This is a genomic window from Bacteroidia bacterium (assembly GCA_040880525.1).
Taxonomy (GTDB): Bacteria; Bacteroidota; Bacteroidia; order CAILMK01; family JBBDIG01; genus JBBDIG01.
In genome coordinates this window covers 1-23,317 of the sequence record JBBDIG010000010.1, presented here as the reverse complement: position 1 = coordinate 23,317, position 23,317 = coordinate 1, and the positions used below count along the sequence as shown (strand labels likewise).

Sequence of the window (23,317 nt, the reverse complement as noted above, 5' to 3'; positions counted from 1 at the left end):
TGTTTAAAGTTACTTGATGACCAATTTTCCATTAAATACCTGATTGTCAGTAGATTTTATGCAATACAAATAAAGTCCTTTTTTTAATCCCGCTAATTGAATGCTTTGCAGGCCGGGCATTAAGTTGTTAAAAATAGCCCGCTCCCGGCCATCCAGACCATAAACATGCAAGGAGTACACGATATTTTCTCCTTTCGGAACCTGCACCCAGATCTGGTCTCTGGCAGGAACCGGATAAAGTGCAAAGCCGCCTCCATCATTGGCCTCGGACACGAATTGTGGTGTTGTGTCAATGACTTTCAATGGACGGGATGCCGTATCCCTGCATCCGTTTGAAGAAGCCACCACCAATTGAACATTATAATTGCCAGGCGTACTGTAAGTTGCTACTGGCGATTCAAGGCTTGCCGTGGCTCCATTCCCAAAGTCCCAACTCCATGAAGGCTGCACGGTCTGCGTACTTTGATTTGTAAATGTAACCGAGGAGGTGAATTTAAGGTCTAACGTATCTGAAGAAATAGTGAATGCGGCAACCGGGGTTTGTTCGCCCCGGATATGTTGTGGTTTGATAAGTGTGTCATCTTCCCCACATCCAAATGCCACCAGCATGATTGTATAAAGACCCGGTGAACTGATGAGGAAATCGGGGTTCTCTAATGCTGAATTTTTCTGGCTGCTGCTTCCTGTTAACAACCATTGGTATCCGGTAGCTGATGTGGAGAGGTTAGTGGCGCTAACCGTAAAAGGTACGCAGCCCTGCGTGGCATTTAATTCAAAATCCGCAACCGGGGGTTCGCTTGAATGAATGGTAACCACAGAATAGGCAGTGTCCCTGCAACCGCTGTTGCCGGACCCGATAACGCTGTAGACCGTTGTTGCCCCAGGGAACACATAGGTAGATGGGCTATTGGGAGAGCGAACCGAAGCTGCCGGGGACCAAACATAGTTATCGGCACCTGAGGCTGTTATCAATACTGAATCACCAGCGGCACAGAGCGTGACATTGGCAGGATTTACAGATACTGACAGGTCTTCAATTGATATGGATGTCAAAGCTGTATCTGTGCAGCCGTCTGCATTTGCTACAATCAGAGCGACTTCAAAATTGCCGCCCCGCGTGTACAGGTGGCCTGGGTCCGTCCCACTGCCTGTCGGTGATCCATCACCAAAATTCCAGCTATGGCTCACAACATCCTTGGATGAAACGCTCGTGAATGACACTGAATCGCCAAGACACAATGCACTGTCGGAAGCGATAAAATCAGCAGTCGGACCGGCTGTTATTTCAATGGTCTTTTTCACTGAAGCCTCATTTTGCTGGGCATCTGTTACTGTAAGTGTAACTTCAAACTGGCCGCTCGTGGCGTAGGCATGAGATGGATTCTGGCTGATGGAAGTGGCGCCATCGCCAAAATTCCATTCCCATTCCACAGGGCTTCCGGTTGAATTATCGGTAAAATCCACTGACGCACCCACACAAGCTGGTGCAGAGGATGAAAAATCAGCACTCAATGGGGAAACTGTTTCGAACTTGTAAATAGCTCCACCAGAAGCTGCAAGCCATCCCCGCGTGGGCGAAATAAAAGAGAGGGAGCTTATAATGCCTGATGCTGCGGTTTCTGCTGTCCATGTATTCCCGCTATCCGTGGTAGTGTAGAGCATCCCCGCCTCACCAGCTATCCAGCCCCTGCTGTTGTTAACAAATTCGATGGCCAGGATATCAGACGATGCGGGGGACGAAGAGGACCATGTGCTCCCTCCGTTAGTGGTATTCAGCAATGTGCCATTTTCCACCCCGGCCCAACCCACGTTTTGATCTATAAAAAAGATGGTGAAAATATCCCTTCCTGTTCCGCTGTTCTGACTGCTCCAGGAGCTACCGCTGTTGGAGGTCCGGAATATTTCCCCATCCTCGCCAGCCTTCCAGGCAGTACTGGGCGAAACGGCAAAAACCGTCTCCAGGTCTTCGCCAGCAGAAGAGTTTTGCGAATTCCATGTTGCGCCTTTATCCGAAGAAAAATAGAATTCCCCTTTTCTTCCCACTGCCCATCCCTTGTCACCGGAAAAATAAACCCCAAGCAGACGCTCGTCCAGCGAAGAGGTAATGGTGGTCCAATTGGCACCTCCATCGGTGGTCCTGAGAATAAAGCCATCACCATTGGAATACTCACCAACTGCCACTGCCATATTTGTATCGAAAGCATAGGCCGAACGGGTATCAAAATCGGTGGAAGCTGAAACATCCCGCCAGGAAGTACCGCCATTACTAGTTTTTAAAACCACGCCACCGGCACCAAATGCCCAGCCATGGGTTGAGTCAATAAACTTTATATAGACCAGATCGGCAGAGGTGCCGGTGGTTTGGGCCGTCCAACCCTGGGCGATTGCATTAGTAAAAAACAATACGAATGGCAATAGAAGTAGCAGATTTTTCATGAGTTAGTTTTTTGGATTTCAACTGCACAAATTTTTAAGTTATCCAATAGTTTTAGAAATGAGTTTTGCCGGACCGGATAATTTTGGCGTTGAATGAGGCGATTATACCGTCTATAAAATCACCACAGGTTTCAGGATTCTTTCAATCTCACATCCGAATCAGGAAATCGCAAGGACTATTTTCCCCTGTGCCTTGCCCGACTGCATATATTCATGTGCGGTTTCAGCCTCCTCAATAGGGAAAACTTTGTCAAGCACTGGCCGAATTACCCCGATTTTATATAGTTGTATCACTTCCTTCTGTATGTTGGCGATTAGCCCTTCCTTCTCAACCTGTGGCCGGCTCCTTAACGTGGAGCCGCTGATGATTATGTTCTTTATTAGTATCTGACCCAGATCAATTTCAGCATTGCGCCCGGCCAGTAACCCTATTATTATCCAGCGGCCATACTTATTTAGCAGGCGGGGGTGAAGAGAGCCATACCGGCTCCCACCCACTGTATCGAAAACCAGATCAATCCCTTCTGCAGCGGCATTTTTTAGCTTTTGCTCAAATTCAGGTTCATGATAATTGATCGCTATGTCAGCACCAAGTTCCCTGCAAAAGACCAGTTTTTCATCTGTTCCGGCTGTGGTAATTACCTTAGCTTTCAATGCGGTTGCCAACTGTATGGCCGTACTCCCGATTCCACCGGCACCTGCATGAATGAGCACGGTTTCACCTGCTTTTAGTTTGCCGATCGTAACAAGATTGAGATATGAGGTGAGGATTGCTTCGGGAATGGCTGCAGCTTCTGCATAAGAAAATTGGCTGGGGATGGGAAGTAGCATTCCGACCGGAACCACCGCCTTTGAGGCATATGCTCCGCCCGGAACAAGTGCCATGGCCCGCTGTCCCTGTTGCCAGTGGGTATTTCCATTTATCTCAATTATTTCCCCGGCCAGTTCCAGCCCAAGAATTTCAGAGGCTCCCGGAGGTGGCGGATACAATCCTTTTCGTTGAAGGAGATCGGCACGATTTACTCCGGCAGCTTTTACATCAAGCATCACGTAGCCCTTTGGCACTGCCGGATCAGGCTGCTGTTCCCAGCAGAGTTTTTCATCTTTGCCAGCCAAAATTGCTTTCATAGGTGGTTTTTAAAATTCGTGTCCTTTCTAATAAGAAATGAAAGAAAAAAAACGGTATAAGTTCAGTTCACTCGCACGGCCAATTGAACTGGATTTGGTTACAAATAATGCTATTGCGGTAATCGCTATTTTGGTGTTGCTTCTGGGAATCATAGTTAAATCCGTGGGTGGCATGCCCATTTTGGAGGCGTTATGGTGGGGCGTGCAGGCGAGCCTATCCATGTTCCTGACGTGGGTGCTGGCGCGGGAACTGGATCCGGCAAATGAGCTTGCCGCATTTGTAGCATTGCCGGTAGCTGCCACGGGATATTATTTTTTTGGATTTCCTGACTGGTTGCTGACCTTTTATCTTATTGGGATATTTCGCATCATTAATAAGAGCGTGGGGTTACCCATCAAAGTGTTGGATGTGGCGCTGGTATTATTGGCGGGGGGATGGCTGCTATATGATGGCAGTTTGCTTATGGTTGGGCTGATGCCGCTGCCTTTCCTGCTGGATGCGCTTTTGCCTCAAAAGGACATGCGCCAGTTAGCATCCTTTGTCCTGGCAGCCGGAATTGTGGCCGTTATTTCAGTCTTTTCCAACCTTACATTTCCCACACCCACTGCTTCGGTGCCGTTGCTTCTTTCAGCGGGTGTACTCGTGTTATCTGCCATTCCTGTGCTCATCTTTATCCACCGGCCATCCACCGTAGCCGATGCCACTGGTGAAAAACTCCATTCCATACGGGTCCGTGCTACTATTATCGTGGCAGTATTGACCTGTTTTGCCGGGAGTTTTCTCTATGGCACGTTTGGTATATCCGATCTGATATTGCTTTGGGCAGCGCTGGGAGGCGTGTATCTTTACCGTTTTTCCAGCATATTTATTCCTAAAACCCAAAAGCGGGAAATACAAGATGACAGATCCCCTGATGACCCTGTTTTTTAGATCCGCTTCATTTGCTCCTTGAGCATCTTCACCTGTTCATCCAGCATTTTGTATTTATCCAGCTTTTTTACCTCTTGCAGGTAAATTTGGGCTTCGCGTTTTCTGCGCCTGCTGATACTGCCTACCGCCAGATTCAGTTTTGCCATTGCCTGATCAGTGGGCATCCGAAGGCCGGTGGCAAGGGCCCTTTTATAAAATCGCTCCGACTCGCGCATTTGGCGCTTTTGCGCTTCCAGGCCTCCCCGGAGAAAATAATAGTATGCTTCCTGGCTCTTGGGCATAGCTTCAGGATGCTTCACCTTTAGCAATACTTTTTCGGCAGTTATAAATTTGCCGCGTTTCATAAAAATGAGTGCCAGCAGGTTGTATTCATTCTTAAAAATAAAAAGTACCGGAAACCCTGCCAGCAACACCAGCAATATTCCAAACCCTATATTCCCTATAATGAACTGATAAACCGCAAGGGCTACGAGCAAAACCACGATTCCTATTTTAATGTATTTACCGTACATATTTTATTTCTGAAAATTTTTGCAAAAGTATCATTTGTCGCGCTGGAAGCAGGGGCAGGCATTGCGCACATTTACGGGAATGCTTAACAATCCTGAAGGAGTTTTTGTAGCAACAAACTTATTTCCTGCCGGTGATGATAAGGTTTGGAGTAAGGATGACATCACGGCTGCTTTTACCGGTGGCAAACAGGATGAGCCGTGAAAAGAATTTCACTCCTGTCCATGCCATCCTTTGCAGTATTTTCTTCGCTGCACCTGAAACTTCCAAAGTGGAGGGCAGCACCTGTACCTCAACAAAGCCCGCAGATCTCATAAGCTGAACTGCCGAAGAATAATTTAGCAAAACCTCGTGCGTAAAATCGCCATAGGCATAAGTAGAACCGAAGGGTGCATCCATATTGGGCGTGCGAAAAATACAGATGCCTCCGGGTTTCAATGAATTCCTGATAATGCCCAGCAAACGCAACAACTCATTTTTATTGAAATGCTCAATAATATCAATGCCTGTGATCGCTCCGAATTCTTCTTTTTTATCATATAAAAAATCAAAGACATCCGCGTGCTGCACATCCTCTACACCAAATTCTTCGGCTTTCTTCACTTGTTCAGGACTAAGATCAATGCCCTGGAGATGCTGATATTTTTCCTGCTTTAGCAACATGAGCAGACTTCCATATCCGCATCCAATATCGAGCACCGGCATTTGGCGGTCTTGCGAAAGCAGTGGCAGGATTTCTTTGCGATACAGGCGGAGGTCGTTTTTCAACTTTGCCACACCTTCTGCTCCAATGCGCGAAACCTGGGTCTCAAAGTAGTTTTCATACAATTTACCGCGATAGGCGGAAGAGTTATCTTTTGAAGATGTGACCAAGAGCGATGACTAGTTTTATTTTTGTGGAATGGATCGCGTTCAAAATAACGGTAAAAAGACAAAACGACTGCGGAATTTCTTCAGTCATGGGATAGCTGAAGCAGGATGTGATGAAGCCGGGCGCGGCTGCCTTGCGGGGCCGGTAGTGGCTGCTGCAGTTATATTGCCGGCAGGTGGTTTCCGGCACCAGCTGCTGAATGATAGTAAGCAGGTTCTGCGCGAAGACCGCGAAAAACTCGCGATCTATATTCGTAAGAAAGCTATTTCCTGGGGAATAGGTGTGGTGGATAACGTGGTGATAGATCAGATCAACATTCTCTGGGCATCTGTAAAGGCTATGCATTTGGCAATAGATCAGTTAACTGTTCAACCGGAATTGCTGCTGATTGATGGGAATCGTTTTAAACCTTACCGGCAGATCAGGCACGAATGTGTGGTGGATGGAGACGCGAAATTCAAAAGCATAGCAGCCGCTTCTATTTTGGCAAAAGTATTTAGAGATGAACTGATGCAACACCTGGATACAGAATATCCGCAATATTGCTGGGACCGGAACAAAGGTTACGGAACGCCCATTCACAAATCCGCATTGCGATATTTTGGAGTTACGCCTTATCACCGGATGAGCTTCGCCCCGTGCGCTGCAAGGCAGTTGGAGCTGACTTTCTGATACCCTCACTCTTCGTTTTTCCTTGCGGCTTTATAATCCGGTGTCTTTACGTATTTCCAGAAGAGCGGCCCTTGTCTCAGTCTCAGGAACTGGTGCAGGTAGGCCTCTTTGGTCATCGCGTCATAATGGATCGCTCCATAATGATACTGTGCGGTTTGGAATATGCCATGCGCGGTTAGGAGGGTAACCAATACCAGTGTCGCCACTCTGGTCGCAAAATGTTTTTTCAGGCTCCAGGCCATTAGAGCTGCAAGGGGGAAAGCCATAAGCCCATAAGAATCCACGAATGCACGCTGGCCATAGCATCCGCCCCACCACCAGCACCACCAGCTTGAGATTACATAAAAGTTGAGTATTGTAAATATGAGTATTGGCAGAAAGAATGGTTTTAGCTGTTGGCGAAGAAAAAATATCCCAACCAGGGCAAAAGCCATGATAGGCGTATAAAGCAGCCAGCCCTTGCGATAACTAAAAAGAACATTCAACACTTCTGGGTCATTAAAGAAAAACCGCTCGCCCGTATAGCTCCAGAATATCCATTGGCCTGCAAAGAGTTTCCAGTAGAGATATTGTGGTATCCACGGAAACTGTGAAGCTGCCGCCATCAGCAGGAGCAACTGCCAGTGCCTGCCGAATTTCCGGAATTGCTCTTTCAGCCTCGCCACGCTCGTAATCCCGAATAGCAGGAAGAATAGCCCGATCAGGATATTCGTAGGGCGGATCAGCACGATGAGGCCAAATACAAAACCCAGGAATAATGATGTCTTCCAGTTAGGCCGCTCATGCCAGAGTATTGAGAGTCCAATAAAAATATTGAACAACATGAAGTTGTAGGTATGGGCAACTGTGGATTGCTCAAAAGTGTAGTGAAAAAGATTGGTGGCAAATACAACTGCAATAAGCGTAAGACCTGTAACAAAAGGGGAAAAATATCGCAACAAAATTTTCCTGAGCGCAAAAAGGCCAATGGCAAAATAGAATACCACGCCCAGTAACATCATCAGGCTGTAGGGGTCAGAAAATCCATCGGTTTGATATCCTAAAACGTGGGCTGCGCCATGGGCAATAAAAAAGAAGGGAGCGTACAAATATGCCAGGCCCATCGTGGTTTTGATCACTTTATAGCCTTCGGGCGTAGTATTAGGCCAAAATTTCTGAGAGTATGCTGCAGGAGCTTTGGAGGTAAATTTCAGGGAAAGATCTCCGTGAATGAAGGCTGCCGGCAGATAGGCATAGTATGAAAGGGTATCCCAATATATCACCTGCTTATAGTCCTCCCAGTCGCGGAGATTATTGATGATCATCAGTATTACAAGGACGCTGGCCCAGCACAAAGCTTTAGTGGACCATAGTTTTTGGTGCAGGAGTGTTTTCATTTGTCCCATAAACCATATTTAAAAATGATCCAGAGTATTTTAATTCCATCGCTGGTTCTCAGTTTTTTCCCTTCGCCTTCGTTCCGGGGAAAATATTGTACGGGTACCTCAGCAATATTATTTCGCCTTATCCGCATGGCTTTAATGATCAGTTCGGCCTCAATTCCGAATCGCTTTTCCTTCAACTGTATCTGGTCTAAGAGATCTTTATGAATGAGCTTATATCCGCAGGCCATGTCTGTGATCCTGACATTGATAAAAATGGAGGTAAGCAGCGTGAAAAGCCGGTTGGCCATAAATCTTCTGTAGCTGGAGAGGGGCCTGATGACCCCTGGCATATAGCGGGAGCCATTCACCAGTTGGACTTTGAGTTTGTGCATGGCGGTGAGCATAGCCGGAATGTCAGCAGGATCAAGCTCCATATCTGCATCCTGGATGAGAAATACATTGCCCTTGGCGGCAGCTATGGCGGTATGCACGGCTGCGCCTTTTCCCTGGTTTACCTCGTGCCGGAGCAGATGAATCTGTTCGTGTCGCGCAGCAATTTTTTCCACTACCTGGTAGGAGCCATCTGAAGAGGCATCATCCACCACTATGATTTCACGTTTATTTACAAATTCAGGTAGTTTGAGATTTAACAGTTTGCTGATAACCTGCGGTACCAGTTGCTCTTCATTATAAAGGGGGACAATGATGGTTAGATCCATATATATCATTATGGCGATAAAGCCACTAAGAAAATGAGCGCAAAATTAAGAAACCTGAAATGGCTCCCTGAGTAATCATTTTACCCACATTTAATAGAATTAAAAAGGTTTACAATTCAACTTTCATTGCTATATCATGTTTGGAGAATAATATTTTAAACAAACCTTTACTATGGCTTTGATATCCAGGAATATGCAATATGAGCTGTTGGCTACGGGCTCAGCGCTGATCGTGGCATGGGGAATTCGGAAAGGATTGAATGCCTCATGGAAGGCAATAAAGAAAGATGAGCCTCCAAAGAATCCGGCAGCCTATGGTACGGATTGGCAGGAGGCGATGATATGGGCCGGATTAACAGGACTCACCGCAGCTCTTGGAAGAGTGCTGGTACATAGGGCAGCGGCTCATGGCTGGCTGAAGGTTACCGGAACCAGGCCTCCGGGTGTGGAAGCCTGACGGCTATAATCTGATCCGGGGATCCAGCACACCATAAAGCACATCCACAATAATATTGATTGCCACAAAAAGCGCCCCTATCAGCAGGACTACGCCCATCACCACGGGAAAATCGGACGTGGCAAGAGCGTTTACCGTTACCAGCCCCAGTCCTTTCCAATCGAAGATAAACTCCACAAAGAAGGCGCCCGCCATAAGAGAAGCAAGCCAGCCGGAAACGGCAGTCAGCACCGGATTCAATGCATTCCTGAGGGCGTGCTTATATAGCAGTACCCGCTTGCCAATTCCCTTTGCCACGGCTGTGCGGATGTAATCCTGCGAAAGCACCTCAACCATTGAGCTCCGCGTGAGCTGCGTAATAATGGCCAAAGGACGGATGCCCAGGGTGATAGCCGGAAGTATCAGGTTTTTCAGATCCAGGACTTTCCACTGGTAGGCATCATATTCATGCAAACTTCCAAACATATCCAGCCCGGTATATTCATGAAGTTTAAACCCAAAAAACCAGGAGATCAGGATACCGGAGAAAAATGAAGGGATGGAAATTCCCAGGACGGCAATGACCATGATCACATTGTCTGTGAGCTTGTATTTATTTAATGCAGAAAACACCCCGAACGGAATGCCGAGTACTACTGCGAGTAAAAGTGCCGTAAGCGCAAGGATCGCTGTTTTGGGCAGCGCCTCCCAGAGAATATCAGAAACTTCTCTGCGGGACTGGTAAGACCTGCGGAGGTATGGCGCTTTAGCGGTCAGAACGTTATCTCCAATGGGAATGAGTCTTGTGTACCGGTACTTCTCCCGATTCGCTTCTTTATCAGCATGAATGGAAAGCGGGGAGAGATCATTGAGGTACAGCCGGAGTTGCGTGTGCCAGGGTTTATCAAGGCCAAGTTCCCGGTTCACGGCCTCTGCGGTGGCGGCATCAGCCCGCTGGCCGAGCGTTAACCGGGCCGGGTCCGGCAGCACCATAAAGAGCATGAACACCACACCGATGATGCCCAGCATTACCAGCACGCCATAGAGCAGCCTGCGAATAATAAAGCGGATCATTCCATGTGATTTAGCACTTCCTCCTCATCAGGCAGGCTGGTGGAAGGCCATTTGGCAATTACCGTATTGCCATCTAAAAGCAGAAGGCCGGGATTGGAACGGATAATGGTTTTGAGCGTTGTGGCATCGCCAGTGAAGAAGGGATATGGCACATTATATTTCTGGCGGTATTCCGAAACATCTGAGGCCGGAGAACTCGTCAGCGCCCAAACCCGGAGGCCATAGTCTTTCACCATTTTTTCAATCAGCACATTGAGTTCCGCCTGTACACTTTCATTGCTGTTTGCAATGTCGTACTGAACGATCATGAACCGGTAGCCGGGCTGTGAAAAGAATTTTTGGGTAATTTCTGTTCCTTCAGCATTAAATATATAGAAGTCGTGAATAGGAGGTAATACAGCCGCCTCCACTTCGCGATTTTCTGAATCTACAAATTCATATTCGTCAAGGTTATCAGGCAGTTCATTCATATCGAACCTGAAAGTTTCCCCATCCTTTTTGTAAATAAGTGTGGTTTCGTAAACTGCGGGCTGGCCTCCTACAGAGAGTTCCTGAATATCATTTCCCACTTTGTAGGCCCTGAAGTCAATGACCGGCAAATAATACCAGCCGATGAAGGAGATAGATGCCGTTGCCAACACGCTGATGGCCAGTATGATGTTTCCAGTTGCACGCGGTACAATGCGCACAATGGTATAGCGGTAAATAAACAGAAATATGATCAGGACAAGAAGGATGAGGTCTTTGAGAAATGACTCAAAAGGAGTGAGTTTTACCGCATCCCCGAAACATCCGCAATCGGTTACCTGCCCGGTAAAATGTGACCACCCGGTGAGGAAAGTAAAAAACAGGATCATGATCAGCAGGAAGATATAGGTTATATGGCGGTGCGTGCCGAGTATCACCGAGAGGCCCAGAACGATTTCCAGTATGCACAGAATAACGGATAGGATAACCGTGTAGGGATTCAGAAAATCGGTTCCGAAAATTGTGAAATACTCCTGAAGTTTATAGGAAAAACCAACCGGATCCACTGCTTTTACAAAGCCTGAAAGAATAAACAGGATGCCCGTTACCAGGCGGCTGATCCAAATTAATACATTCATAGTTTTAATTCTAAAATTTTATTTAACCAAAAAATGAAAGGTGCTTAATGCATTTTAAAAATTAATGGCTTGTACGGAATTCAAAATTTTAAGAGATCCGGACCGGCAATAATCCCTGACAAAAGTCCTGCGTCTTTTTATGTAGAATATCTTTGCATTTTTTGGCTGATATTCAAAATGACCGGCAATGGTGAAATTTCAGGGGCAATTTCTGAGTATTGAAATTATGAAGGCAAAGATATAAGGATGAATAAAGATTTTGATCGCGGGCATCATTTCTCCCTTAATCTGGGTGGCAGGCTCTACCATTTTGATGAACCCGCAGTGATGGCCATTCTTAATGTAACGCCCGATTCATTCTACCGGAAGGACGAAGAGAAGGGAGCCATCCCCACAACCAGCGCTTTGCTGAAGCAGGCAGCCCAAATGCTGGAGGAAGGCGCTGATTTCCTGGATGTGGGCGGGCACTCCACAAGGCCCGGAGCCGTAACAGTTACGGAGGATGAGGAACTGAAGCGCGTAATTCCGGTTATTGAAGCATTGATCAGGGAGTTTCCTTCAGCGCTTATTTCTATTGATACCTACAGGAGCAAAGTAGCAGAGGAAGCCATTGCAGCCGGAGCTTGCCTCATTAATGACGTAACAGGGGGCCGGGAAGATTCTGAAATCGCTGCCGTTGCCGCCAGAAATTCTGTGCCTTACGTTCTAATGCATATCAAAGGAACGTTCCAAACAATGCAGGCAGATCCGCAATATGAAGATGTGGTAATGGAAATCCTTCGTTATTTTGCCACTCGCCAGGACTGGTTGCGCCAACGGGGGGTAAAGGACGTTATTCTGGATCCTGGATTTGGTTTTGGAAAAACGACCCTCCATAATTTCATAATATTGAAAAAACTGCATCTTTTCAAAGAATTCAATTTGCCGGTGCTCGCAGGGGTTTCAAGAAAATCAATGATCAATAAGATATTACATACAAAGCCGGAAGATGCGCTGGCGGGCACGATAGCGGTCAATACAATAGCCCTTTTGGAAGGCTGCAGCATTCTACGTGTCCATGATGTGAAAGCCGCAAAAGACGCCATCAAAATAACCCGTTTCTATGATTCTGTTATTTAATATTGGATTCATAGAAATACGTCTTCTTGACGTGGTGGACATTATCCTGGTGGCCATCCTTATCTATTTTCTTTATAAACTGGTACGCGGCACCATAGCCTTTAACATCTTCATTGGTTTCCTGTCTATTTTCCTGCTTTCCAAAATTGTGGAAGCACTCAATATGCAACTGCTCTCCGAGATACTGGGTGAATTTATCGGAGTAGGTGTACTGGCATTGCTTATCGTTTTTCAACAGGAGGTGAGGCGCTTTCTTTTAATTATTGGGAAAAACAGTTTTTTATTGAATCAAAACTGGAGCTGGCAAAAGATACTGCCCTGGAACTGGAAATTGCAGAAACCTACGGACCTGAATTATACGGCCCTTGTGGATGCCTGCCGCAATCTTTCCCGCACCAAAACGGGCGCCCTCATCGTCATTGCAAAAACATCGGAACTGAGATTTTATGCTTCTACAGGAACAGCCATTAATGGAGATGTAAGCACCAAGCTGCTGGAAAGTATTTTCAATAAAAAAAGCCCGTTACATGATGGCGCAGTTGTTATAGCTGCCAACCGGATAAAAGCGGCAGGCTGCATACTCCCTGTTTCAGAAAGCGAAACGCTACCCCACCACCTCGGAATGCGCCACCGTTCCGGCCTCGGCATCAGCGAGCAAACAGATGCAGTGGTAATCATTATCTCAGAAGAGCGGGGGTCAATCTCCATTGCGCAAGACGGCAAAATAACCTTAAAGGTGAACCCAAAAATGCTTCAGCAGCGCCTCCAGGATGAGTTCTATGAAACACGCCTGAAATAATTGCTCAACTTTTTTCTTCCTCGCAGTGTTGTTTCTTAATTTTTTGCTAAGAATTGTTAACAAGTGTTAAAAAATAGTGCTATTAATAATTTTGGCAATACAAAAAAATTCTCCAACTTGCCCTGAATACAACATTAACATTTCATTATTTCTTCAACCACAAAACAACCAAACTTATGAAGCGATTCCTGACATTGTTTCTTGCGTTGAGCACATTTGTTTCGGTCCAATCGTTTGCTCAGCAACGTGAAATTACCGGCCAGGTAACCGATGCACAATCGGGGGAACCCCTGATCGGGGTGAATGTATTTGTGAAAGGTACTACCATAGGTACTACCACTAACCTTGAAGGCAACTATACGCTGCGTGTGCCGCAAGATGCCGAAATCCTTGTTTTTCGTTACGTAGGCATGGAAAGCCAGGAGGTGCCACTGGGTACAACAAACATCGTCAACATCCAGCTACGGCAGGATATAATGGAGTTGGATGCTGTTGTTGTAACTGCATTAGGTATTCCTCGGGATCAAAAGGCGCTGGGGTATTCCACACAGGAAATTGGTGGTGATGAATTAAGCAGGGCAGGTGAAACCAATGTGGTGCAGTCAATGGCTGCAAAGGCCTCAGGAGTACAGGTGATCGGTTCGGGCGGAACACCCGGTGCATCCAGTAAGATCATAATCCGCGGCAATTCCACATTCACCGGAAATAATCAACCGTTGTTTATTGTGGATGGTGTTCCCATTGATAATGAAACAAGATCCACCGTGGCGGGGGATTATCCATTTAACGCGAATTTGACCGGGGTGAATAATTCTAACCGGGCCATAGATATCAACCCTGATGATATAGAATCGATGACTATCTTGAAAGGCCCGGCAGCAGCGGCTCTTTATGGTGTGCGGGCAGCAAATGGGGCTGTCATCATTAAGACCAAGTCCGGAGCCGGAGTAGGTGGCGTAAGGGTTACATACTCTACCAGTGTTGAGGCCAGCCAGGTAAATAAACTGCCGGCATTGCACTCACAATACGCACAGGGATCAGGAGGCGGTGGCTTCAAAGTAGACTCACCGGCAAATGTTTACTTCCCTTCTTATGACCGTCCGGTTCTAGACGCAGCCGGTACTCCGTATGGCTTTTATTATGTTGATAATAACGGACAAATACTGGATTCCGTAGTATATGATGTGGCGGACCCGGGTCCTGATAATCTTTTCTTTACGGGTGATGATATTTCGCTTGGAACAGCCAACAGTTGGGGCCCAAAAATTTCGGAATTGGACTACCTGAATACATATGATAATATGGACAATTATTTTGAGACAGCCTGGTCATGGGACAATAACGTTGCTGTAACAGCGGGTAATGAAAATTCCCGCATCAGAATGTCCATTGGCCATAGAAGACAGGAGGGTGTTATTCCGAATACCCTGTTTGAGCGCACCTCTGTAAGATTTAACGCCCGGTCATCGCTATCAGAGAGAGTAACTGTAGGAGCAAGCGCTAATTACATAAAGTCTGGCGGATTGCGCTCTCAAAACGGCAGCAACCTTTCGGGAGTAATGCTGAGCCTCACACGGGCTCCCGCCACTTATGACCTCAAGGGCGAAGGGGAGGAGGGTTATAAATATCCTAATGGACAGCAACGGCAATATTTCTTTCCCTATGACAACCCATACTGGAGTACCTATGAAAATCCTTTTACTGATGATGTCAACCGAATTTTGGGAAACTTCGATATAAATTATAGAGCGCTCGATTGGCTTGAGTTTACCTATAGATTAGGGACCGATGTTTATTCAGATCAGCGCAAGCAGGTATTTGCAATAGGTTCTTGGGACCCACCTCAGCCGACAGGACAACTGGAACAGAACATACAGCGATACAGGATGGTATATTCGGACTTGTTGGCCAACATGACGCACAACTTCAATGAAGACTTATCAGGTACATTATTATTAGGTAATAATCTGTTCCATGAATATTACCAGGATGTATACAGCCGTGGAAGGAATATGGATATTCCCGATTTTAACAACCTTTCCAACGCCCGGAACCTGTATGCAGACGAGAGCGAAGAATATGTGAGAACCGCAGCTTTTTTCTTTGATGCAAATCTGGATTGGCGGAGTATAATTTATCTGGGCGTAACCGGCAGGAACGAATGGGCATCCACTTTTGGCCAGGCCAATAATAACTTCTTTTATCCCTCTGCTAATATTTCTTTCGTATTTACTGAATTGCTCCCGGATAATGACGTTTTTTCATTTGGTAAACTGAGATATGCCTATGCGCAGGCAGGTATAAATCCTGATCCATATTTTACGCGGACTTACTTTAATAAGCCATTCCTGACGGATGGTTTCACCTCAGGATTGAGCTATCCTTATCTTGGCTTTAATGGATTTGGTTATAGCAGCACCCTGGGCAATGAGGAGTTGCGTCCTGAAAAGGTCGTGGGAAATGAAGTTGGACTGGATCTGAGAATCTGGAATGGACGCCTAAATATGGATATTACATATTACCATCAACTGTCAAGCGATCTGTTGGTACTGCGTCCATTGGCTCCTTCCACGGGATTCTCAGCTATTTTGGATAATACCGGAAAAATGCGGAATCAGGGAATTGAGATCACTTTATCAGGAATACCCATTAAAGCTTCAAAACCACGAGGATTTAACTGGCTGATTGAGTTGAACTTCGCCACAAATGAGAATGAAGTATTGGAACTGGCTGAAGGCGTGGATGAAATTGATATAGAAGCAGCTTTCGCCTCCATTGGCTCTTTTGCAATTGTGGGTGATCCTTACGGGGCTTTTTACGGTTCGAAATGGGCGCGCTCTGAAGCTGGCGAATTGATTATTGATCCAAGAACCGGCCTGCCCATCATTGCGCAGCAAAGAGGAAACCTGGGTAATCCTTATCCTGACTGGACGGCATTTATCAGAAACACCATTGAGTTGAAAGGATTTTACCTGACCGCTCTTTTGGACATTCGGGAAGGTGGGGACGTGTGGTGCGGAACCTGCGCGAGACTTAACCAGATCGGCCGGTCTGAAGAATCCGCTGAGCGAGAGCAGACATATGAAGTTGAGGGAGTTTTAGCAGAGTTGGATGCCGCAGGAGAGATCAAGCTACAGGAAAATGGCGACCCAATAGCTACAGAAACCGCAGCGGCTATCCCCATTACGGCCTATGACTATTTCAGAAATGTAGTAGGAGATTTGGGGGCCACAGAAAATGCAGTTTTTGACGGGTCATGGATCAGGCTCAGAGAGGTGTCTTTGGGTTACCGTTTCGCAAACAAAATGCTTACAGACGTTCCCTTGCTCAGGACCTTAGACATTAGCGTATCAGCACGTAATATCTGGATGAAAACCGACTATCCCGGTGTGGATCCTGAAACCAGCCTGACAGGTGCAGGCTCCAATGTAGGAGGATTCGATTACTTTAATATGCCGAGTACCCGGTCATATCTCTTTTCACTGAGAGCTGGATTTTAATCATTAAAGGACAAAACAATGAAAAAGATAATCATAACCCTTTCAGCGATAATATTGATTTCAACAGGTTGCAACAAGTTTGTTGAAGACTATGATATTTCACCAAACGAACCATTGGAGGTTACCCCGGCCTTGCTTTTGACGAATGCGGAGGTCGCTACTTTTATTGCTCATTCCGGTCAACTGGCACGGACTTCAGGCATCATTGTGCAGCAACTGGAGGGCACACAATTCCAAATGCTGGATGTAGCCCAATACCGGATCAGGGAAGGAGATGTCGTAAACGAATGGGAAGTGTTGTACACCAATGCGATGCAAACCGCCTTCACCTTGATCGAAGATTCCAGGGCTGGTGAAACAGGTGGTGGAGAAAACGCATATTACCGGGGTATTGCAAAAGTTTTGATGGCGATGAATTTAGGCCTCGCGACCTCGCTCTGGGGGGATGTCCCTTATGATGAGGCTTTCGGGGGGCTGGATGGATCAGAGAACTTTAATCCTGCCTATCAGCCACAAGAAGTGATATACCAAAGAATTCAAACGCTGTTGGATGAGGCGATAGCCGATTTTAACGTGCCTGATCCTGCTGCCGCGAACTTACTGTTCCCAGGTGCAGAGGACTTCATCCATGGAGGAGACATTAATGCCTGGAGAACCACGGCTTATATGCTCAAAGCGCGCTACCACAATCATTTGAGCGAAGTGGATCCTAACGGCTCGGCTACCAGTGCGCTGACTGCAATTGCCCAGGCAGGACTGACTGGTAATGGTGACGATGCGTATGCAGTTTTTGGTACCAATGGCAACGAATTAAATCAATGGTATTCCTTTGAAAATGAGAGAGCCGGATACATCAGAGCCTCGGAGATGATGGTGGACATGATGGATACTTTGGATCCAAGGATACCATTCTATTTCTCTGAGGCTTCAGGGGGTGGCTACAGAGGAGCCGAGCTTGGATCAGAGGACATCAGCGCATCTTATGTAGGGCCTTATTTTGCTTCTGCCAATTCACCGGCACCTCTTATCACATATGCTGAAGTGAAATTTATCGAGGCCGAGGCCAATTTAAGAGCGGGCAATTCCGGACCTGCGGCCGATGCCTATAATGAAGCTGTGATAGCACATGTTACTAAAGTTTCGGGTGCTGCACCTCCCACGGTTTTCATTGATGAGTACGCCAGCGAAACAGCAGGATCCATCAACCTTGAGAAAATCATGACCCAAAAGTATATTGCCATGTTTACGCAGGCAGAAGTTTGGACTGATTGGCGGAGAAAGGGAATTCCTGCTATAAGCCCCCACCCGCAGGGCACTGAAACCCAAATTCCAGTGCGGCTGCCAACTTCACTTGATGAAAGATTGTACAACCAAAATGCAACGGTTGTCACCAACATCCTCACCCCAGTTTGGTGGGATCGATGAAAAAGCTAAATCTGATAAAAAGGGCGAAAATATTTTCGCCCTTTTTATTTTGCCGTTGTTTACATTCTAACGGTGTATCCTATGTTTCAGCAAGGGTTTTTGTAATTTCGACATTAAATAAATCACGGCAAAACATCCTTTTTTGAAACTTAAAATTGATTCTGAACCATTAAACCTGATCAAAAACCTAATCTTATGAAAAATCTTGTCCCTCTTCTTATAATTTTCCTTGGAGCATCCACATGGCTGCAAGGACAGGCTTATAAATCATACCATGATGATTTTGAAAGTTACACTGTAAATTCCTGGCTTGCACAGTCTTCACCTGCCTGGACTACCTGGAGCGGTGTTCATGGATCTGGTGGTGATGATGTAGAGGTTACCAACAGTGATGCTGCAAGCGGAACCAAATCCATTTATTTTAACGCAGGTCCCGGACCGGAAGATGTGGTCTTGCCTTTTGGAGGTGAGTATACAAGGGGCCAGTTTCTTTTTTCAGCCAATTTTAAAGTCCCGGTCAATAAATCAGCTTATTTTAATTTCCAGGCGGATGTTACCACGGGAGTAACCTGGGCGATGGAAGTGAACATGGAAACAGATGGAGATATTATTTTCAGTAATCTGACTTCAGGCACCATGTTTAGTGCTACGATACCGAATGACCGCTGGTTTGAGATAAAATTATATGTTCATCTTTCTGTCAATAGGTGGCATGTTTATATTGACGGTGAATACCTGGGATACTTTTCCAATGCCATTAACCGGATTGCTTCATTAGATCTTTATCCGGTGGATAATAATTCTTCATTCTGGGTGGATGATGTTTCATTTATCTACGCACCGCCTTCGCCCGATAATGCCGGGATCATGGAATTGACCAGACCTCTTAAACCCACACCGTGCGGTGATCACGATTTGAAGGTAAATGTTCAGAATAATGGGAACAACCGGCTTGACAGCGTGGAGGTACACTGGACGCTTGATGGGGTATCACAAACCCCGGTAAACGTTACCACAGCTATTGACACTCCGGGCAGTAGTTCCGGGCATGAACTGGAAGTAACCCTGGGAACCAATATCAGCTTTGGTAGCACACCACGGGATATTAAGGTATGGACAGTACTCCCCAATGGCGTGGCTGATACCATCAATTTTGATGATACGCTTGAAACGAGCGTTACAGCCGTATTGCGAGGCACTGGTATTACACGGGAATCTCCATTTCAGGGCCGTACCGCTGCCGGTACAGCGAGCTCACCAGATACGGTTTGTGTAGGTGATACGTTGACCTACGGCATTTCTCCTCCAACAGGGTTTACCAATGCCGACCTTGGAACAGACTGGATAATAAGCAACCTGGAAATTGAAAGAAATCCCGGAATCCCTCCTGTGGATACCGTTACTCTGCCACCTACCAGTAACACCAATGCGAGGCTGCGGTATGTGGCTGATACAAGTGAGGCCAATGAACTGTTTAAAATGGAAATAACGGTTGAGCTTACTTCGGTAGGTTGTGATACGGTCCTTACGCATTACTTTTTTGTTGCGCCTGTTCCGGTTGCGGATTTCTCGGTTTCCGATGTGTGCGATCGTGATCTTGTAATTTTTACTAATAATACCACCGGCCCGGGAACAATGACTTACCGCTGGGATTTTGGAAATAATTCGTCTTCCACTTTTCAGAACCCAATCCGGGTGTATAGCACACCCGGAACCTATCAGGTAGAACTCGAAGCGACCAACTCCTTTGGTTGTATGTCATCCATCGTAAAGCCGGTAACCGTTCATCCCGATCCTGTGGTTGGTTTTTCTGCCATCGAAGCGTGCGATGGCCTTCCTGTCATGTTCACTGATACGACCAGTATAGCCAGTGGTTCGGTTACGGACTACAGATGGGATTTTGGCGGGGATACTTCAGTTCTTCAGAATCCCACCTATCTCTTCGACTCGGCAGGAACATTTGACGTGAAGCTGCGAGCTACCTCAGATAAAGGTTGTACGGGTCAGGTAACCAGGCAGGTGAACGTATTTGAAGTACCTGAAGCTGATTTCTCAGCAGCCAATGTTTGTGAATCTGATTCTGTCAGTTTTGCAGATGCATCTGGTTTTTCCGGTACGGGGCTCACATATTCCTGGGATTTCGGAGATGGTAGTTCTTCCGGATTAAGGAATCCCACACATCATTACGCAACATCAGGAATCTATTTAGTGACGCAAATCACCACCTCGCCTGACGGCTGTGCGGATACTACGACAAAAAATGTAGAGGTCTATCCGGATCCTGTTGCTTCCTTTTCGATTGCAAGCGGGCATTGCTTTGGAGATAGTACGATGTTCAGTAATTCGAGCACTGTGAATGGCGGCACCATCTCCAGTTATTCTTGGGAATTTGGTGATGGAAATTCCTCTTCCGGCCAATTGCCTTCTCACCAATATTCAGCTCCCGGACAGTACATGGTTTCTCTGGCCGTGATGACTGCCTCAGGATGTGTGGATACAATGACGATGATGACAGACATTTATGAAACACCCGAAGCGGATTTTACCGTTTCAGATGCTTGTTTCGGGCCTGCCACCGGGTTTAGCAATGCCAGCACCATAGTAACCGGTGATACCCTTACTTATGAATGGATCCTGGGTGATGGAAATACATCAACAGATCTTGACCCAATTCACACCTATTCAGTTCCCGGAACATATAATGTTCAGCTTATTGCTGAATCGGTTTTGGGTTGTGTAGATACATTCAGCCATGAGTTGGAGATATTCGAGGTTCCGGCCGCTGATTTCACTGCTAATAATGCCTGTATTGGAGATACTACGATGTTTGGCAATCAAAGTCAATCCCTGAGCGATACGATGGAGTTTGTGTGGAGGTTCGGAGACGGAATGACCTCAACGGGGATGTCGCCAGATCACCGTTATATCAGCGAGGGTAGCTATGATGTCATGCTGATAGCAACAACCGAAAACGGCTGTACGGATAGCATGACGATGACGGTGGAAGTGTATCCAAAGCCCGATGCAGGGTTTACGCATGCTCATTTAGGTAATGGGCTTTATGAATTCACACCCAATACAACCGGCCTGAATTCATATAGCTGGAACTTTGGCGATACCACGACAAGCAATGATGAAATCGCGCGCCATCGGTATGAGGACTTCGGAAGTTTTACAGTGTCATTAATTGTCGTTAACAGCAATGGCTGTGAATCCACTTCAGATGTGAACATTGATTACGCCACGGGAGTGGAGAATACTCCGGCAGTAAGTGCTTCGATCAATGTGTATCCGAATCCCTACCGTGAGACCACCAATATCGTGTACGAGCTGGAGAAAACCAGCAAGGTGCTGATAGAGGTGTATACGATGGAGGGCAAACTAGCTTCGCGCCTGGTGAATGCCACGCAACAGGCAGGCGAGCACCGCTGCATATTCAGTGGCCAGGAAAGCGGCCTGAGCAGCGGCAGTTTCTTTATACGCTTCACCATTGATGGCGAAACCTACATGAAGCAAATCGTGAAGGCGAAGTAAGGCAGCTTACAATAAGTCATTAATATTCAAATAAAAGCCCCTGGCGACAAACGTTGCCAGGGGCTTTTATCGGTAGTAGTGCAGCTTACTCGCTGTGGTACTCACTGTTGGAAATAGATATTCATTTTTGAACACGTAAGAAAACTTATTGATATATTTATAATGGGGCAAATAATGAACGTTTTTTAAGGAGTTTTGTGAAACTAAAAAGGTATTAAATTCCTTTACCAACCATTAACTCATTTAAACTTTTAAGATTTATGAAAAAAGTAGTCACACTATTTTTAGCTTGCGTAGCAACATTCTCATTGCTGCATGGTCAATCATCGCAATCATTCTCAGATAACTTCGAAAGTTATTCGGTTAACTCCTGGCTTGGACAATCCTCATCAGAATGGACAACCTGGAGCGGGGTTCATGGATCAGGCGGGGATGACGTTCAGGTTACGAATACTGATGCCGCCAGCGGAACGAAATCTATTTATTTCGGAGCCGGACCGGGGCCGGAGGACGTAGTGCTGCCTTTTGGAGGCGAATACACGAGAGGCCAGTTTCTCTTCAAAGCCAACTTTAAAGTTCCTACTGGAAAAACCGCTTACTTTAATTTTCAGGCGGATGCCACTATTGGGGTAACATGGGCCATGAATGTGAACATGGAGGACAATGGAGATATCATTTTCGATAATGGAACCTCCGGAACTATGCTTTCAGGTACATTTCCAAATGATCAATGGTTTGAACTCAAAATCTATGTCCATCTATCTGCCAATACCTGGAACGTTTATATAGATGACGTTTTACTCGGATCATTTTCCAACTCAATAAACCAGATAGCCTCGCTTGATCTCTATCCGACTGATGCTGATGCATCTTTTTGGGTGGATGATGTGGCATTTATTTATGAGCCACCCTCCCCCAATAATGCCGGAATAATGGAATTAACCGAACCCATTAATCCAAATTGCGGAGACCATGATGTAAAGGTAATTGTGCAGAATAATGGCAATAACAAGCTTGACAGCGTAGAAGTCCATTGGACGCTGGATGGCGTTCCGCAAACCCCCGTCTCTGTTACAACTGCGATAGACACAGCCGGGAGTTCTACTGGTCATGAACTGGAAGTAACGATCGGAAATAACATAGCATTTGGAACATCGCCCCGTGTAATCAAAGCTTGGACAGTTTTACCCAACGGTGTTGCAGATACTGTGAATTTTGATGATACTCTGACGACAAGGGTTGTAGCCATTATTAGTGGGATTAGCTCCACACAGGAATCCCCATTCCAGGGTAGAGCAGGCGCTGGAACTGCATCTTCGCCCGATACTGTTTGTGTAGGAGATACCGTAACTTACGGGGTAACCCCTCCGACAGGCTTCACCAATGCCGATTTCGGATCAGGCTGGGTTGTAAGTGATCTGCAGATCCAACGAAGCTTCGGCACCGCTCCGGTGGATACGGCAACTTTCCCGCCCTCGGGCAGCGCAAATGCGAGGCTGCAATTCGTGGCAGATGCAAGCGAAGCCGGGCATAAATTTAAAATTGATATAACGGTTCAGGTAGGTTCTGCCGGTTGCGATAGTGTTCTTACCCGCTACGTATATGTCTCCCCAGTGCCTGATCCGGGTTTTACGGTATCAGATGTTTGTGATGGGGAGTTGGCAATTTTTACGAATACAACGACCGGACAGGG

At 46.4% G+C, this 23,317-nt stretch carries 17 protein-coding genes; 9 read left to right on the top strand and 8 right to left on the bottom strand.

The window, feature by feature from the left end:
* Window positions 1–9: 9 nt before the first annotated feature.
* Both WD077_01805 and WD077_01800 read right to left on the bottom strand, forming a co-directional pair.
* Window positions 10–2,436 carry a PKD domain-containing protein gene (locus WD077_01805; protein ID MEX0965944.1) on the bottom strand — a complete coding sequence of 809 codons (2,427 nt, stop codon included), beginning with the start codon at window positions 2,434–2,436 and terminating at the stop codon, window positions 10–12.
* A gap of 159 nt (window positions 2,437–2,595) precedes the next feature.
* On the bottom strand, window positions 2,596–3,564 hold the full coding sequence (locus tag WD077_01800) for an NAD(P)H-quinone oxidoreductase (GenBank protein MEX0965943.1): 969 nt from the start codon (window positions 3,562–3,564) through the stop codon (window positions 2,596–2,598).
* A gap of 37 nt (window positions 3,565–3,601) precedes the next feature.
* On the opposite strand from WD077_01800, the gene WD077_01795 reads away from it, so the two are divergent.
* The gene (locus WD077_01795) at window positions 3,602–4,495 is read left to right on the top strand and encodes a hypothetical protein (GenBank protein MEX0965942.1); all 894 of its coding nucleotides are present in this window, start codon (window positions 3,602–3,604) and stop codon (window positions 4,493–4,495) included.
* On the opposite strand, the gene WD077_01790 is transcribed toward WD077_01795, so the two are convergent.
* Window positions 4,492–5,007, bottom strand: a complete 516-nt coding sequence (locus WD077_01790; protein MEX0965941.1) for a DUF2892 domain-containing protein — start codon at window positions 5,005–5,007, stop codon at window positions 4,492–4,494. The genes WD077_01795 and WD077_01790 overlap by 4 nt on opposite strands.
* 118 nt (window positions 5,008–5,125) lie before the next feature.
* Window positions 5,126–5,878 carry a class I SAM-dependent methyltransferase gene (locus WD077_01785; GenBank protein ID MEX0965940.1) on the bottom strand — a complete coding sequence of 251 codons (753 nt, stop codon included), beginning with the start codon at window positions 5,876–5,878 and terminating at the stop codon, window positions 5,126–5,128.
* 28 nt (window positions 5,879–5,906) lie between these two features.
* Between WD077_01785 and WD077_01780 the strand changes: the two genes are divergently transcribed.
* Window positions 5,907–6,548 carry a ribonuclease HII gene (locus WD077_01780; GenBank protein ID MEX0965939.1) on the top strand — a complete coding sequence of 214 codons (642 nt, stop codon included), beginning with the start codon at window positions 5,907–5,909 and terminating at the stop codon, window positions 6,546–6,548.
* A 5-nt stretch (window positions 6,549–6,553) separates the two neighbouring features.
* Here the strand turns inward: WD077_01780 and WD077_01775 are convergent, their stop codons facing one another.
* Both WD077_01775 and WD077_01770 read right to left on the bottom strand, forming a co-directional pair.
* Window positions 6,554–7,933: a hypothetical protein gene (locus WD077_01775; protein MEX0965938.1), complete on the bottom strand. Its 1,380-nt coding sequence runs from the start codon at window positions 7,931–7,933 to the stop codon at window positions 6,554–6,556.
* Entirely contained in the window at window positions 7,921–8,631 is a 711-nt protein-coding gene (locus WD077_01770; protein MEX0965937.1) for a glycosyltransferase family 2 protein, read from the bottom strand. The genes WD077_01775 and WD077_01770 overlap by 13 nt, the downstream gene beginning before the upstream one ends.
* A 172-nt stretch (window positions 8,632–8,803) precedes the next feature.
* On the opposite strand from WD077_01770, the gene WD077_01765 reads away from it, so the two are divergent.
* Window positions 8,804–9,088: a DUF4235 domain-containing protein gene (locus WD077_01765; protein ID MEX0965936.1), complete on the top strand. Its 285-nt coding sequence runs from the start codon at window positions 8,804–8,806 to the stop codon at window positions 9,086–9,088.
* A gap of 3 nt (window positions 9,089–9,091) precedes the next feature.
* On the opposite strand, the gene WD077_01760 is transcribed toward WD077_01765, so the two are convergent.
* Together WD077_01760 and WD077_01755 are read right to left on the bottom strand one after the other, a co-directional pair.
* Window positions 9,092–10,141: an ABC transporter permease gene (locus WD077_01760; protein ID MEX0965935.1), complete on the bottom strand. Its 1,050-nt coding sequence runs from the start codon at window positions 10,139–10,141 to the stop codon at window positions 9,092–9,094.
* Complete coding sequence (locus tag WD077_01755; GenBank protein ID MEX0965934.1) at window positions 10,138–11,247, bottom strand: BT_3928 family protein; 1,110 nt, start codon at window positions 11,245–11,247, stop codon at window positions 10,138–10,140. Before WD077_01755 ends, WD077_01760 begins: the two co-directional genes overlap by 4 nt.
* A gap of 246 nt (window positions 11,248–11,493) precedes the next feature.
* On the opposite strand from WD077_01755, the gene folP reads away from it, so the two are divergent.
* The 6 genes from folP to WD077_01725 form a co-directional block, all read left to right on the top strand.
* Entirely contained in the window at window positions 11,494–12,366 is an 873-nt protein-coding gene (gene folP / locus WD077_01750) for a dihydropteroate synthase (GenBank protein ID MEX0965933.1), read from the top strand.
* On the top strand, window positions 12,350–13,165 hold the full coding sequence (gene cdaA / locus WD077_01745; protein ID MEX0965932.1) for a diadenylate cyclase CdaA: 816 nt from the start codon (window positions 12,350–12,352) through the stop codon (window positions 13,163–13,165). Before folP ends, cdaA begins: the two co-directional genes overlap by 17 nt.
* A gap of 176 nt (window positions 13,166–13,341) precedes the next feature.
* On the top strand, window positions 13,342–16,665 hold the full coding sequence (locus tag WD077_01740) for a SusC/RagA family TonB-linked outer membrane protein (GenBank protein ID MEX0965931.1): 3,324 nt from the start codon (window positions 13,342–13,344) through the stop codon (window positions 16,663–16,665).
* An 18-nt stretch (window positions 16,666–16,683) separates the two neighbouring features.
* The gene (locus WD077_01735) at window positions 16,684–18,090 is read left to right on the top strand and encodes a SusD/RagB family nutrient-binding outer membrane lipoprotein (GenBank protein MEX0965930.1); all 1,407 of its coding nucleotides are present in this window, start codon (window positions 16,684–16,686) and stop codon (window positions 18,088–18,090) included.
* Window positions 18,091–18,285: 195 nt separating this feature from the next.
* Window positions 18,286–21,624, top strand: a complete 3,339-nt coding sequence (locus WD077_01730; GenBank protein ID MEX0965929.1) for a PKD domain-containing protein — start codon at window positions 18,286–18,288, stop codon at window positions 21,622–21,624.
* A gap of 260 nt (window positions 21,625–21,884) precedes the next feature.
* On the top strand, window positions 21,885–23,317 hold a 1,433-nt coding region (locus WD077_01725), incomplete at its 3' end, for a hypothetical protein (GenBank protein MEX0965928.1).

Bases quoted from the DNA above. Each gene is read 5' to 3' on its own strand.
- WD077_01805 (MEX0965944.1), bottom strand. From the start codon at position 2,436: ATGAAAAATCTGCTACTTCTATTGCCATTCGTATTGTTTTTTACTAAT.
- WD077_01800 (MEX0965943.1), bottom strand. From the start codon at position 3,564: ATGAAAGCAATTTTGGCTGGCAAAGATGAAAAACTCTGCTGGGAACAG.
- WD077_01795 (MEX0965942.1), top strand. From the start codon at position 3,602: ATGAAAGAAAAAAAACGGTATAAGTTCAGTTCACTCGCACGGCCAATT.
- WD077_01790 (MEX0965941.1), bottom strand. From the start codon at position 5,007: ATGTACGGTAAATACATTAAAATAGGAATCGTGGTTTTGCTCGTAGCC.
- WD077_01780 (MEX0965939.1), top strand. From the start codon at position 5,907: ATGGATCGCGTTCAAAATAACGGTAAAAAGACAAAACGACTGCGGAAT.
- WD077_01775 (MEX0965938.1), bottom strand. From the start codon at position 7,933: ATGGGACAAATGAAAACACTCCTGCACCAAAAACTATGGTCCACTAAA.
- WD077_01770 (MEX0965937.1), bottom strand. From the start codon at position 8,631: ATGGATCTAACCATCATTGTCCCCCTTTATAATGAAGAGCAACTGGTA.
- WD077_01765 (MEX0965936.1), top strand. From the start codon at position 8,804: ATGGCTTTGATATCCAGGAATATGCAATATGAGCTGTTGGCTACGGGC.
- WD077_01760 (MEX0965935.1), bottom strand. From the start codon at position 10,141: ATGATCCGCTTTATTATTCGCAGGCTGCTCTATGGCGTGCTGGTAATG.
- WD077_01755 (MEX0965934.1), bottom strand. From the start codon at position 11,247: ATGAATGTATTAATTTGGATCAGCCGCCTGGTAACGGGCATCCTGTTT.
- folP (MEX0965933.1), top strand. From the start codon at position 11,494: ATGAATAAAGATTTTGATCGCGGGCATCATTTCTCCCTTAATCTGGGT.
- cdaA (MEX0965932.1), top strand. From the start codon at position 12,350: ATGATTCTGTTATTTAATATTGGATTCATAGAAATACGTCTTCTTGAC.
- WD077_01740 (MEX0965931.1), top strand. From the start codon at position 13,342: ATGAAGCGATTCCTGACATTGTTTCTTGCGTTGAGCACATTTGTTTCG.
- WD077_01735 (MEX0965930.1), top strand. From the start codon at position 16,684: ATGAAAAAGATAATCATAACCCTTTCAGCGATAATATTGATTTCAACA.
- WD077_01730 (MEX0965929.1), top strand. From the start codon at position 18,286: ATGAAAAATCTTGTCCCTCTTCTTATAATTTTCCTTGGAGCATCCACA.